General features: G+C 56.3%; 12 protein-coding genes. 11 read left to right on the forward strand and 1 reads right to left on the reverse strand.

Annotation, left to right across the window (positions count from 1 at the left end; genetic code table 11):
- Positions 1–167 precede the first annotated feature (167 nt).
- The 6 genes from hypA to flhA all read left to right on the forward strand — a co-directional run bounded on the left by hypA (position 168) and on the right by flhA (position 6,089).
- Positions 168–518: a hydrogenase maturation nickel metallochaperone HypA gene (gene hypA / locus HVZ37_RS17515; RefSeq protein WP_042322631.1), complete on the forward strand. Its 351-nt coding sequence runs from the start codon at positions 168–170 to the stop codon at positions 516–518.
- Between the two features lie 3 nt (positions 519–521).
- Positions 522–1,394: a hydrogenase nickel incorporation protein HypB gene (gene hypB / locus HVZ37_RS17520; RefSeq protein ID WP_042999585.1), complete on the forward strand. Its 873-nt coding sequence runs from the start codon at positions 522–524 to the stop codon at positions 1,392–1,394.
- Complete coding sequence (gene hypC, locus HVZ37_RS17525) at positions 1,385–1,657, forward strand: hydrogenase 3 maturation protein HypC (protein ID WP_042999584.1); 273 nt, start codon at positions 1,385–1,387, stop codon at positions 1,655–1,657. The genes hypB and hypC overlap by 10 nt, the downstream gene beginning before the upstream one ends.
- Positions 1,657–2,778 (forward strand): hydrogenase formation protein HypD, encoded by a 1,122-nt coding sequence (gene hypD / locus HVZ37_RS17530; RefSeq protein WP_090048523.1) that lies wholly within the window; start codon positions 1,657–1,659, stop codon positions 2,776–2,778. Before hypC ends, hypD begins: the two co-directional genes overlap by 1 nt.
- Positions 2,775–3,785: a hydrogenase maturation carbamoyl dehydratase HypE gene (gene hypE / locus HVZ37_RS17535; protein ID WP_044266646.1), complete on the forward strand. Its 1,011-nt coding sequence runs from the start codon at positions 2,775–2,777 to the stop codon at positions 3,783–3,785. The genes hypD and hypE overlap by 4 nt, the downstream gene beginning before the upstream one ends.
- Before the next feature lie 225 nt (positions 3,786–4,010).
- Positions 4,011–6,089, forward strand: coding sequence for a formate hydrogenlyase transcriptional activator FlhA (flhA, locus tag HVZ37_RS17540; protein WP_044255048.1), 2,079 nt, complete (start codon positions 4,011–4,013; stop codon positions 6,087–6,089).
- A gap of 77 nt (positions 6,090–6,166) precedes the next feature.
- On the opposite strand, the gene HVZ37_RS17545 is transcribed toward flhA, so the two are convergent.
- Positions 6,167–6,511, reverse strand: coding sequence for a nitrous oxide-stimulated promoter family protein (locus HVZ37_RS17545; protein ID WP_042999580.1), 345 nt, complete (start codon positions 6,509–6,511; stop codon positions 6,167–6,169).
- Between the two features lie 203 nt (positions 6,512–6,714).
- Here HVZ37_RS17545 and HVZ37_RS17550 point away from each other — a divergent pair, with 203 nt between their 5' ends.
- The 5 genes from HVZ37_RS17550 (at position 6,715) to mutS (ending at position 12,852) form a co-directional block, all read left to right on the forward strand.
- Complete coding sequence (locus tag HVZ37_RS17550) at positions 6,715–7,632, forward strand: metal ABC transporter substrate-binding protein (RefSeq protein ID WP_042999579.1); 918 nt, start codon at positions 6,715–6,717, stop codon at positions 7,630–7,632.
- Entirely contained in the window at positions 7,629–8,435 is an 807-nt protein-coding gene (gene sitB, locus HVZ37_RS17555; RefSeq protein ID WP_181627810.1) for an iron/manganese ABC transporter ATP-binding protein SitB, read from the forward strand. Before HVZ37_RS17550 ends, sitB begins: the two co-directional genes overlap by 4 nt.
- Positions 8,436–8,446: 11 nt before the next feature.
- Complete coding sequence (sitC, locus tag HVZ37_RS17560; RefSeq protein WP_042999577.1) at positions 8,447–9,304, forward strand: iron/manganese ABC transporter permease subunit SitC; 858 nt, start codon at positions 8,447–8,449, stop codon at positions 9,302–9,304.
- The gene (sitD, locus tag HVZ37_RS17565) at positions 9,295–10,143 is read left to right on the forward strand and encodes an iron/manganese ABC transporter permease subunit SitD (RefSeq protein ID WP_181627811.1); all 849 of its coding nucleotides are present in this window, start codon (positions 9,295–9,297) and stop codon (positions 10,141–10,143) included. The genes sitC and sitD overlap by 10 nt, the downstream gene beginning before the upstream one ends.
- Positions 10,144–10,290: 147 nt before the next feature.
- On the forward strand, positions 10,291–12,852 hold the full coding sequence (mutS, locus tag HVZ37_RS17570; protein WP_181627812.1) for a DNA mismatch repair protein MutS: 2,562 nt from the start codon (positions 10,291–10,293) through the stop codon (positions 12,850–12,852).
- Positions 12,853–12,877: the final 25 nt, after the last annotated feature.

The following is a 12,877-nucleotide window of genomic DNA, read 5'->3' on the forward strand; positions in this document are numbered from 1 at the left end:
TCCATGCCAGTTTTTAACTATTTGTTTTTTCATGAATTTAATAATAAAAGACGGCTGTCGACGCCCGAATGACATGTCATTTCGTCATCATCGTCATCGACAAATGCCCCCAACTTTCAGGCTGGCATAGTTATTGCTTATCACTGCCCATCATATCGGGAGGCACTATGCACGAAATTACCCTTTGCCAGCGGGCACTGGAATTGATCGAACAACAGGCCGTCGCGCACGGCGCAAAACGGATAACTGGGGTCTGGCTCAAAATTGGCGCATTTTCTTGCGTAGAAACCAGCGCTCTCTCCTTTTGTTTTGATCTGGTATGCCGTGGCACCGTTGCGGAAGGTTGTAAACTGCACCTCGAGGAACAAGAAGCCGAATGCTGGTGTGAATCCTGTCAGCAATACGTCACCTTACTGACCCAACGCGTACGCCGTTGCCCGCAATGCAATAGCGACACGCTGCAAATCGTGGCCGATGACGGATTACAGATTCGACGAATAGAAATAGATCAGGAGTGAGCGATGTGTACAACATGCGGTTGCGCTGAAGGCAACCTTTATATAGAGGGTGATGAGCATAACCCTCATTCCGCGTTTCGCAGCGCGCCTTTTGCCCCGGCAGCTCGCCCGGCGCTGAATATTACCGGCATAAAAACGTCCGAATTCACCCCGAGCCAGACGGAAGAAGGCGATCTGCACTACGGTCACGGTGAAGCCGGCACCCACGCGCCAGGCATGAGCCAGCGGCGTATGCTGGAAGTAGAAATCGACGTGCTGGATAAAAACAACCGTCTGGCCGAGCGCAACCGCGCCCGCTTCGCCGCGCGCCAACAGTTGGTGCTCAACCTCGTATCCAGCCCAGGATCCGGTAAAACCACTCTGCTTACCGAAACGCTGATGAAGCTGAAAGACAGCGTCCCGTGCGCCGTCATTGAAGGCGACCAGCAGACGGTCAACGACGCCGCACGCATTCGCGCCACGGGCACTCCGGCCATTCAGGTCAACACCGGCAAAGGCTGTCACCTCGATGCGCAGATGATTGCCGATGCCGCGCCGCGTCTGCCGCTGGAAGACCACGGCATTCTATTTATCGAAAACGTCGGTAACCTCGTCTGCCCGGCGAGTTTTGATCTCGGCGAACGCCATAAAGTGGCGGTGCTTTCTGTCACCGAAGGCGAAGACAAGCCGCTGAAATACCCGCATATGTTCGCCGCCGCCTCGCTGATGCTGCTCAACAAAGTCGACCTGCTACCGTACCTGAATTTCGACGTTGAGAAGTGCATTGCCAGTGCCCGGGAAGTTAATCCGGATATAGAGATCATCCTGATTTCCGCCACCAGCGGCGAAGGAATGGATCAGTGGCTGAACTGGCTGGAGGCACAGCGATGTGCATAGGCGTTCCCGGCCAAATCCGCACTATCGAAGGTAACCTGGCGAAAGTCGACGTTTGCGGCATTCAGCGCGACGTCGATCTGACGCTGGTCGGCAGTTGTGATGAGCACGGCGAACCTCGTCTGGGCCAGTGGGTACTGGTCCACGTCGGTTTTGCCATGAGCGTGATTAACGAAGCCGAAGCGCGCGACACGCTCGATGCGCTCCAGAACATGTTTGATGTTGAGCCGGACGTCGGCGCTTTGCTGTATGGCGAGGAAAAATAATGCGTTTTGTTGACGAATACCGCGCGCCGGAACAGGTGATGCAACTGATTGAACACCTGTGTGAACGTGCCGCGCATCTGCCGTATACCGCCGAACGTCCGCTGCGCATTATGGAAGTCTGCGGCGGCCATACGCATGCGATCTTCAAATTTGGTCTCGACCAGTTGCTCCCTGATAACGTGGAGTTTATCCACGGCCCGGGTTGTCCGGTTTGCGTACTGCCGATGGGACGTATCGACAGTTGCGTTGAAATTGCCAGCCATCCGGAGGTGATTTTCTGTACCTTTGGCGACGCCATGCGCGTGCCGGGGAAACAAGGTTCGCTGTTGCAGGCGAAAGCGCGCGGTGCGGACATTCGCATCGTCTACTCGCCGATGGATGCGCTCAAACTGGCTCAGGAAAACCCAACGCGTAAAGTCGTGTTTTTCGGCCTCGGCTTTGAAACGACCATGCCGACCACCGCCATTACCCTGCAACAGGCAAAACTGCGCGACGTGCAGAATTTTTACTTCTTCTGTCAGCACATCACGCTCATTCCGACCCTGCGCAGCCTGCTGGAACAGCCCGATAACGGCATCGACGCGTTTCTCGCGCCAGGTCACGTTAGTATGGTGATCGGTACCGACGCCTATCATTTTATTGCCAGTGAGTTTCATCGTCCGCTGGTGGTCGCTGGATTCGAACCCCTTGATCTACTGCAAGGCGTCGTGATGCTGGTTGAGCAGAAAATAGCGGCCCACAGCCAGGTCGAAAACCAGTATCGCCGCGTGGTGCCAGACGCCGGCAACCTGTTGGCGCAACAGGCTATTGCCGACGTATTTTGCGTCACCGGCGACAGCGAGTGGCGCGGCCTGGGGGTGATTGAATCCTCCGGCGTGCATCTGACGCCTGACTATCAGCGTTTTGATGCCGAAGCGCATTTCCGACCGGCACCTCAGCAGGTTTACGACGACCCGCGCGCCCGCTGCGGCGACGTGCTGACCGGGAAATGTAAACCGCATCAGTGCCCGTTGTTTGGCAAGACCTGTAATCCAGAGACCGCCTTCGGCGCACTGATGGTCTCTTCAGAAGGCGCATGCGCCGCCTGGTATCAGTATCGTCAGCAGGAGTGTGAAGCATGAACAGCGTACAACTCGCCCACGGTAGCGGCGGTCAGGCCATGCAGCAACTGATTAACAGTCTGTTTATGGAAGCCTTCGCTAACCCGTGGCTGGCGGAGCAGGAAGATCAGGCGCGGCTTGAGCTGGCGCAACTGGTCGCTGAAGGCGATCGGCTGGCATTCTCCACCGACAGCTACGTCATTGACCCACTGTTTTTCCCCGGCGGCAACATCGGCAAGCTGGCGATCTGCGGTACCGCCAATGACGTCGCCGTCAGCGGCGCAATTCCACGCTATCTCTCCTGCGGCTTTATCCTCGAAGAAGGACTGCCGATGGAGACGCTGAAAAGCGTGGTAAACAGCATGGCCGCCACCGCGCGTGAGGCCAATATCGCGATTGTGACCGGCGATACAAAAGTTGTTCAACGTGGCGCAGCGGACAAATTGTTCATCAACACCGCAGGCATGGGGGCGATTCCGGCCAATATTCACTGGGGTGCACAAACCCTGGCAGCGGGCGACGTGCTGCTGGTCAGCGGTACGCTGGGCGATCACGGCGCCACTATTCTTAATCTGCGTGAACAGTTAGGGCTGGATGGCGAACTGGTCAGCGACTGCGCGGTATTAACGCCGCTAATTCAGTCGTTGCGCGATATCCCCGGCGTGAAAGCCCTGCGCGACGCGACGCGTGGCGGCGTGAACGCGGTCGCCCATGAGTTTGCCGCCGCCTGCGGTTTTGGCATTGAGCTGTCCGAATCCGCACTTCCCGTAAAACCTGCCGTTCGTGGAGTATGTGAACTGCTGGGTCTGGATGCGCTTAACTTCGCAAACGAAGGCAAGCTGGTCATTGCCGTTGAACGTCAGGCGGCCGGGCAGGTGCTGGCGGCGTTGCATGCCCACCCACTGGGGCGCGATGCGGCACTGATTGGCGAAGTGGTCGAACGTAAAGGTGTGCGTCTGGCCGGTCTTTACGGCGTGAAGCGCACGCTGGATTTACCGCATGCAGAACCGCTGCCGCGGATCTGTTAAGTCCGTCATTATGCCGGATGGCGGCGTCGCCTTATCCAGCCTACACAATCGGTTGAACCGTTGGTCGAATAAGGCGTTTTCGCCGTTATTCAACTCACACAAACTGTTCGAACCGTAGGCCGGATAAGGCGTTTTTTGTCGACACCCAGCGGAAGTCGAGTGTCTATACCTATAATTTAATTTCTTTTTTTGCACCGCGCAGCGGTACTTTCCTGGAAAAGCAATATGTCGTATACACCGATGAGCGATCTCGGGCAGCAAGGATTGTTCGACATCACTCGCACATTGTTACAGCAGCCCGACCTGCAATCGCTAAGCGAGGCGCTTTCGCAACTGGTAAAGCGCTCGGCGCTTGCCGACAGCGCGGCGATTGTGTTGTGGCAAGCGCAGACACAGCGGGCGTCCTGGTACGCCACGCGCGATAACGGCAAACCCGTCATCTACGAAGATGAAACCGTGCTGGCCCACGGCCCGATCCGCCGTATTCTCTCTCGCCCCGATGCCCTGCACTGCAATTATCACGAGTTTTCAGAAACCTGGCCGCAACTGGCTGCTGGCGGCCTTTACCCGCCATTCGGCCACTACTGCCTGCTGCCGCTGGCGGCGGATGGCCGCATTTTTGGCGGCTGCGAATTTATCCGCAACGACGATCGCCCCTGGAGCGAAAAAGAGTACGAGCGTCTGCAAACCTTCACCCAGATTGTCGGCGTGGTGGCGGAGCAAATTCAGTGCAGGGTCACAAACAACGTCGATTACGATCTCTTGTGCCGCGAACGCGACAACTTTCGTATTCTGGTCGCCATCACTAACGCCGTACTCTCCCGGCTCGACATGGATGAGCTGGTAAGTGAAGTCGCCAAAGAGATCCATCACTATTTCAACATCGACGACATCAGCATTGTCCTGCGTAGCCACCGTAAAAATAAGCTCAGCATTTACTCCACTCACTACCTCGATGAAAATCATCCCGCACACGAACAAAGCGAAGTCGATGAAGCTGGCACTCTGACGGAACGGGTGTTTAAAAGCAAAGAGATGCTGCTGATAAACCTGAACGAACGGGACGCGCTGGCCCCCTATGAACGCATGCTGTTCGATACGTGGGGCAACCAGATTCAGACGCTGTGCCTGCTACCGCTGATGTCGGGCAACACCATGCTCGGCGTACTCAAGCTGGCACAGTGTGAAGAAAAAGTGTTTACCACCGCTAACCTGAACCTGCTGCGCCAGATTGCCGGGCGCGTCGCCATCGCCGTGGACAACGCCCTCGCCTATCAGGAAATCCATCGGCTGAAAGAGCGGCTGGTGGATGAAAACCTGGCACTTACCGAACAGCTCAACAATGTCGACAGCGAGTTTGGTGAAATCATCGGGCGCAGCGATGCGATGTACAGCGTGCTCAAGCAGGTCGAGATGGTGGCCCAGAGCGACAGCACTGTGCTGATCCTCGGTGAAACCGGCACCGGGAAAGAGCTGATTGCCCGCGCAATCCACAATCTGAGTGGGCGTAACGCACGCCGGATGGTGAAGATGAACTGCGCCGCCATGCCCGCTGGCCTGCTGGAAAGTGACCTGTTCGGTCACGAACGCGGCGCCTTCACCGGTGCCAGTGCGCAGCGCATTGGCCGCTTTGAGCTGGCGGATAAAAGTTCTTTGTTCCTGGATGAAGTGGGCGACATGCCGCTGGAATTACAGCCTAAGCTCCTGCGCGTCTTACAGGAACAGGAATTTGAGCGTCTGGGCAGCAATAAGCTGATCCAGACCGACGTGCGTCTGATCGCCGCCACCAATCGTGACCTGAAAAAAATGGTCGAGGATCGCGAGTTTCGTAGCGATCTCTACTACCGCCTCAACGTTTTTCCGATCCGACTCCCGCCGCTGCGCGAACGCCCGGAAGATATCCCCCTGCTGGTGAAAGCATTCACCTTTAAAATCGCTCGCCGCCTGGGGCGTAACATCGACAGTATCCCGGCGGAAACCCTGCGCATCCTCAGCAATATGGAATGGCCGGGGAATGTGCGCGAACTGGAGAACGTGGTGGAGCGCGCCGTTCTGCTGACACGAGGAAGCGTGCTGCAACTCTCGCTGCCGGATATCGGCATGCTCTCACCTGGTGAACCACCCGTCGCGACCGAAGTCGCCCAGGAAGGGGAAGACGAGTATCAGCTCATCCTGCGGGTGCTGAAAGAGACCAATGGTGTGGTTGCAGGTCCGAAAGGCGCAGCTCAGCGGCTGGGTCTTAAGCGTACCACGCTGCTTTCACGCATGAAGCGTTTAGGTATTGATAAAGACGCGCTGGTTTGAGGCACGCGTTGCTGGATGTCGGGTGGGCAATTATCCGTAGGCCGGATTAAGGCGAAGCCGCCATCCGGCATTTCGCTTCACTTCTTACGCGAGTATTTTTCCGGCAGTTCCGGTACGGGACGTTTATCGTCGATGAGATGACGAACGGTCAGGATGGGATGACGCCAGAGCATTCTCGGCCCCGCCCAGCGCATGATCTGCTTCATCTCTTCACGCTTCGCTGGCTGATAACAGTGTACGGGACACTGTTTACATGCCGGTTTATCCTCGCCAAAGACGCACTTATCCAGACGTTTTTGCGCATAGGCAAACAGCGCGTCGTAGTGTTCCGGCTCATCAGATGCCTGCGGACACTGGCTCTCGTACAGCGCGATCATTTTTTTAATCGTCAGTTTTTCGCGAGCAATGCGCTTGCCGGACATGATGCGCCCTCCACTACATTAAAGTGCATTTATTCTACAACTTAAATTCTCGCAACTCTATCACCCAAAGGTGACACTTCTCCACCCACATCTCAAATAAGAATTATTTTCATTTAACACTATCTTTATACATGCCTTGTGCTATATAACATAGCAAAGGCTATATTCGATGAATAATTAACCACTTTTTTATGAGGGATACTATGTCGCACCTCTCCCGTCTCACCTCGTCTCTGCTGGCGGCTGTACTGGCCATCTGCATGCTGTCACCGGCTTATGCCAAAGAGAAGCTCAATGTCGTTACCACCTTCACGATCATTGCGGACATGGCGCAAAACGTGGCGGGTGAGGCGGCCAACGTCAGTTCGATCACCAAACCCGGCGCGGAAATTCATGAGTATCAACCCACTCCGGGCGACATTAAGCGAGCGCAGGGGGCGCAATTGATCCTCTCTAACGGTCTGAATCTGGAGCTGTGGTTTGCCCGCTTCTACCAGAATTTGTCGGGTGTGCCGGAAGTGACGGTTTCTGACGGGGTGAAACCCATGGGCATCAGCGAAGGACCGTATAACGGGAAACCCAACCCTCACGCCTGGATGTCGGCGGAAAACGCGATGATCTACGTCGACAATATTCGCGACGCGCTGACGAAATACGATCCGGATAACGCCGCGATTTACCAGAAAAATGCCGAACGTTATAAAGCGCAAATTCACCAGACGCTGGCCCCTCTCCATGCCGCGCTGGCAAAAATCCCTGCCGATAAACGTTGGCTGGTCACCAGCGAAGGAGCGTTCTCTTATCTTGCCCGCGATAACGATCTGCAAGAGCTGTATCTCTGGCCGATCAACGCCGATCAGCAGGGAACGCCCAAACAGGTACGTAAAGTGATCGATGCGATCAGAGCGCATCAGATCCCCACCGTATTCAGCGAAAGCACCGTATCAGATAAACCGGCCCGTCAGGTCGCGCGGGAATCCGGCGCACATTACGGCGGCGTGCTGTATGTCGATTCCCTGAGCGCCGCCGATGGCCCCGTTCCCACCTATCTCGATCTGCTACGCGTTACCACCGAGACCATCGTCAGTGGTATCAATGACGGTTTGAGGAGTCAGAAATGAGTCAATCTGCGATTACCGTGAATCAGGTGACGGTGACGTATCGCAATGGTCATACCGCACTACGCGATGCCACCTTTCAGGTACCGGGCGGTTCGATTGCCGCGCTGGTAGGAGTCAACGGGTCGGGAAAATCAACGTTGTTCAAAGCACTGATGGGTTTTGTCCGCCTGGCCGACGGCGACATTTCCATCCTGCAACAGCCGGTGAATCACGCGCTGAAGCAGAATCTGATTGCCTACGTCCCACAGTCCGAAGAGGTTGACTGGTCATTTCCGGTGCTGGTGGAAGACGTCGTGATGATGGGCCGCTACGGACATATGGGCTGGCTACGTCGTCCGAAGGCTCAGGATCATGCCAGTGTTGACGCTGCGCTGGCGCGGGTGGATATGCTGGAATACCGCCACCGGCAGATTGGCGAGCTTTCTGGCGGGCAGAAAAAACGCGTCTTCCTCGCCAGGGCCATTGCCCAGGACGGTCAGGTCATTCTGCTGGATGAGCCTTTCACCGGCGTCGATGTCAAAACCGAAGCGCGCATTATTGCGCTGCTATGCGAGTTGCGCGATGAGGGGCGCACGATGCTGGTCTCCACCCACAATCTCGGGTCAGTCACCGAATTCTGTGATTATACGGTGATGATCAAAGGCACCGTGCTGGCGAGCGGCCCGACCGAAACCACTTTTACCGCCGACAACCTTGAACTGGCGTTCAGCGGCGTCCTGCGTCACGTCGCGCTCAGCGGCGGCGAAGAACACATCATTACCGACGACGAACGCCCGTTTATCTCCCGACGAGCGGCAGGCTGAGGAGAGTCATCATGAACTGGCTGACAGAACCCTTTGGTTATCAGTACATGCTCAACGCGATGTGGGTATCAGCGATGGTTGGCGGACTGTGCGCCTTTCTCTCCTGCTATTTAATGCTTAAAGGCTGGTCGTTGATTGGCGATGCGCTGTCGCACTCCATCGTGCCAGGCGTTGCCGGTGCCTACATGCTCGGCTTGCCCTTCTCGCTCGGCGCCTTTCTCTCCGGTGGCCTGGCAGCAGGCAGTATGCTTTTTCTGAACCAGCGCTCACGGCTTAAAGAAGATGCCATTATTGGCCTGATCTTCTCGTCATTCTTTGGCATCGGGCTGTTTATGGTGTCGCTCAACCCGATGTCGGTGAATATTCAGACCATCATTCTCGGCAACGTACTGGCCATCGCGCCGGAAGACATTGTGCAACTGGCGATTATCGGCACGGTTTCCCTGCTCATCCTGCTGCTGAAGTGGAAGGATCTGATGGTCACTTTTTTCGATGAAAACCACGCCCGCTCCATTGGCCTGCACCCGGCCCGTCTGAAGCTGCTGTTTTTCACTCTGTTATCGGTGTCCACCGTCGCCGCGCTGCAAACCGTGGGGGCATTTCTGGTGATCTGCCTGGTCGTGACGCCCGGTGCCACCGCCTGGCTGCTGACTGACCGCTTTCCACGCCTTCTTATGATCGCCGTTGCGATCGGCAGTGTGACCAGTTTTTTCGGCGCCTGGCTCAGCTACTGGCTGGACGGGGCGACCGGCGGGATCATTGTGGTGCTACAAACCGTATTATTCCTGCTGGCGTTCGTTTTTGCCCCCAAACACGGCCTGCTGGCAAACCGCCGTCGCGCACGACGTAAGGAGTCATCATGTTTCTGAGCACTCTGCTGGAACCCTTTCAGTTCGACTTTATGGTCAACGCGCTGGCCGTCTCCGCTCTTGTGGCGATTCCCTGTGCGTTACTGTCGGTATTTCTGGTGCTCAAAGGCTGGGCGCTCATGGGCGATGCCATGAGTCATGCGGTTTTTCCGGGAATTGTGCTGGCTTATATCGTCGGTATTCCACTGGCTATTGGCGCGTTTATTGCTGGGCTGTTCTGCGCAGTCGCAACTGGATATCTTGATGACAACAGCCGCATCAAACGCGACACCATCATGGGGATCGTCTTCTCCGGCATGTTTGGCGCCGGACTGGTGCTCTATGTCTCTATCCAGTCAGAGGTTCACCTCGATCATATTCTGTTCGGCGACATGCTAGGGATTTCGCTGAGCGATATTGGGCAAACGGCCTTCATTGTGCTGGGTATCGTCCTGATCATTGCATTCAAGTGGAAAGATTTGCTGCTGCACGCCTTCGATCCGCATCAGGCGAAAGCCTGCGGCCTTAACGCGACTTTGCTGCATTACGGACTGCTGTGCATGATTGCGTTGACCATCGTCGCGACGCTGAAATCGGTGGGGATCATTCTGTCGATCTCCTTGTTGATCGCCCCAGGCGCGATTGCCGTTCTCCTCACCCGACGCTTTGCCCGCGCGCTGTTGCTGGCAACGGGTCTGTCGGTGGTTACCTCATTTTTAGGCGTGTATCTGTCATTCTTCCTCGACAGCGCACCCGCTCCCACGATCGTCGTGCTGTTCACCATTCTCTTTATCGCGGCGTTTGTTTTTGCCGCATTACGCGACCGACATTCGGAATTGCGACAACAACAATCGGTGTAAAATTTTGAAACGGAAGAAGGATCGAGAAGTCGGCGATCCTGACTTTCCCTGAAATGCGTATCTCCGCTATCATGTGTCCCTTATGTGATAACAACGAAAACGAAAAGTATCGCAACCCATTTACATTCAGGGACTGGACACAACTCCATGAGTACAATCGATAATCTCGACGCCCACACCCCCATGATGCAGCAGTATCTCAAGCTGAAGGCCCAACACCCGGAGATTCTGCTTTTCTATCGCATGGGCGACTTTTACGAACTCTTTTACGACGATGCAAAACGGGCGTCGCAGTTGCTCGACATTTCGCTGACGAAGCGCGGTGCGTCTGCGGGCGAGCCCATCCCGATGGCGGGTATTCCCCATCATGCGGTCGAAAACTACCTCGCCAAGCTGGTCAATCAGGGTGAATCCGTCGCCATTTGCGAGCAAATTGGCGACCCGGCCACCAGTAAAGGGCCGGTTGAGCGTAAAGTCGTGCGTATTGTCACGCCGGGCACCATCAGTGATGAAGCCCTGCTACAGGAGCGCCAGGACAATTTGCTCGCCGCCATCTGGCAGGACAGTAAAGGCTACGGTTATGCCACGCTGGACATCAGCTCCGGGCGTTTTCGTCTGAGCGAACCCGCCGATCGCGAAACAATGGCCGCCGAACTGCAACGGACCAACCCGGCGGAACTGCTGTACGCCGAAGATTTCGCGGAGATGGCTCTGATTGAAGGTCGTCGAGGATTACGTCGTCGCCCGCTGTGGGAATTTGAAATTGATACTGCACGTCAGCAGTTGAATTTGCAGTTTGGTACCCGCGATCTGATTGGCTTTGGCGTTGAAAACGCGCCGCGCGGACTTTGCGCCGCTGGCTGCCTGTTGCAGTACGTCAAGGATACCCAGCGCACTTCCCTGCCGCATATTCGCTCTATCACCATGGAGCGGCAGCAGGACAGCATCATCATGGATGCCGCGACGCGCCGCAATCTGGAGATCACCCAGAATCTGGCCGGGGGCATGGAGAACACGCTGGCCGCCGTGCTCGACTGCACCGTGACGCCGATGGGCAGCCGTATGCTCAAACGCTGGCTGCATATGCCGGTACGTGATACGAAAATCCTGACAGAACGTCAGCAAACCATTGGTTCATTACAGGATGCAACCAGTGAACTGCAGCCCGTGCTGCGCCAGGTGGGCGATCTGGAACGTATTCTTGCGCGTCTGGCACTGCGTACCGCGCGTCCGCGCGATCTCGCGCGCATGCGCCACGCTTTCCAGCAACTGCCGGAACTGCGTGCGCAACTGGAATCGGTGGACAGCCCCCCTGTACAAATGCTGCGCGAGAAAATGGGCGAATTCACCGAACTGCGGGAACTGCTGGAACGTGCGGTCGTTGACGCTCCCCCGGTTCTCGTTCGTGATGGTGGTGTTATTGCGCCGGGCTACAACGAAGAGCTTGATGAGTGGCGCGCCCTGGCAGACGGTGCGACCGACTATCTCGACAGGCTGGAAATCCGTGAGCGCGAGCGTACCGGGCTGGACACGCTGAAAGTCGGCTTTAACGCGGTGCACGGTTATTACATCCAGATTAGTCGTGGGCAGAGCCATCTCGCACCAATCAACTACGTCCGTCGCCAGACGCTGAAAAACGCCGAGCGCTACATCATTCCGGAACTCAAAGAGTACGAAGATAAGGTTCTGACTTCCAAGGGCAAAGCGCTGGCGCTGGAAAAACAGCTCTATGACGAACTGTTCGACCTGCTGCTACCGCATCTGGCGGATCTACAACAGAGCGCCAGTGCACTGGCGGAACTCGATGTACTGGTGAATCTGGCCGAACGCGCGTACACGCTGAACTACACCTGCCCAACCTTCAGCGATAAACCGGGTATTCGTATTACCGAGGGCCGCCATCCGGTGGTGGAACAGGTCCTGAATGAGCCGTTTATCGCCAACCCGCTCGACCTCTCACCACAGCGCAGAATGCTGATCATTACCGGACCAAACATGGGCGGTAAAAGTACCTACATGCGCCAGACCGCGCTGATTGCCCTGCTGGCCTATATTGGCAGCTACGTACCGGCGCAGAAGGTGGAAATTGGTCCTGTCGATCGTATCTTTACCCGTGTAGGTGCAGCGGACGATCTGGCCTCCGGGCGCTCCACCTTCATGGTAGAGATGACCGAAACGGCCAACATTCTGCACAACGCCACTGAGAACAGCCTGGTGCTAATGGATGAGATTGGCCGCGGGACATCCACGTACGATGGCCTGTCGCTGGCGTGGGCATGTGCGGAAAATCTGGCGAATAAGATCAAAGCGCTGACGCTGTTCGCGACGCACTACTTCGAGCTGACCCAGTTGCCGGAAAAAATGGAAGGCGTAGCCAACGTCCATCTCGACGCGTTAGAGCACGGCGATACCATTGCCTTTATGCATAGCGTGCAGGACGGTGCGGCCAGTAAGAGCTACGGCCTGGCGGTCGCAGCGCTGGCGGGCGTTCCGAAAGAGGTGATCAAACGTGCGCGACAGAAACTGCGCGAACTGGAGAGCATTTCACCCAACGCGGCGGCAACACAGGTGGATGGCACCCAGATGTCGCTGCTGTCCGTTCCCGAAGAGACCTCTCCTGCCATTGAAGCACTGGAAAATCTCGACCCGGATTCGCTAACGCCCCGTCAGGCGCTGGAGTGGATCTATCGGCTGAAGAGTCTGGTGTAAGAAAAAGGCCCGATGCCGCTTTGCG

The organism is Citrobacter sp. RHB35-C17 (genome assembly GCF_013816795.1).
Classification (GTDB): Bacteria; Pseudomonadota; Gammaproteobacteria; order Enterobacterales; family Enterobacteriaceae; genus Citrobacter_A; species Citrobacter_A amalonaticus.

What these genes read in the sequence shown, in the direction of transcription:
- hypA (WP_042322631.1), top strand. Translation starts at nt 168, where the DNA reads ATGCACGAAATTACCCTTTGCCAGCGGGCACTGGAATTGATCGAACAA.
- hypB (WP_042999585.1), top strand. Translation starts at nt 522, where the DNA reads ATGTGTACAACATGCGGTTGCGCTGAAGGCAACCTTTATATAGAGGGT.
- hypC (WP_042999584.1), top strand. Translation starts at nt 1,385, where the DNA reads ATGTGCATAGGCGTTCCCGGCCAAATCCGCACTATCGAAGGTAACCTG.
- hypD (WP_090048523.1), top strand. Translation starts at nt 1,657, where the DNA reads ATGCGTTTTGTTGACGAATACCGCGCGCCGGAACAGGTGATGCAACTG.
- hypE (WP_044266646.1), top strand. Translation starts at nt 2,775, where the DNA reads ATGAACAGCGTACAACTCGCCCACGGTAGCGGCGGTCAGGCCATGCAG.
- flhA (WP_044255048.1), top strand. Translation starts at nt 4,011, where the DNA reads ATGTCGTATACACCGATGAGCGATCTCGGGCAGCAAGGATTGTTCGAC.
- HVZ37_RS17545 (WP_042999580.1), bottom strand. Translation starts at nt 6,511, where the DNA reads ATGTCCGGCAAGCGCATTGCTCGCGAAAAACTGACGATTAAAAAAATG.
- HVZ37_RS17550 (WP_042999579.1), top strand. Translation starts at nt 6,715, where the DNA reads ATGTCGCACCTCTCCCGTCTCACCTCGTCTCTGCTGGCGGCTGTACTG.
- sitB (WP_181627810.1), top strand. Translation starts at nt 7,629, where the DNA reads ATGAGTCAATCTGCGATTACCGTGAATCAGGTGACGGTGACGTATCGC.
- sitC (WP_042999577.1), top strand. Translation starts at nt 8,447, where the DNA reads ATGAACTGGCTGACAGAACCCTTTGGTTATCAGTACATGCTCAACGCG.
- sitD (WP_181627811.1), top strand. Translation starts at nt 9,295, where the DNA reads ATGTTTCTGAGCACTCTGCTGGAACCCTTTCAGTTCGACTTTATGGTC.
- mutS (WP_181627812.1), top strand. Translation starts at nt 10,291, where the DNA reads ATGAGTACAATCGATAATCTCGACGCCCACACCCCCATGATGCAGCAG.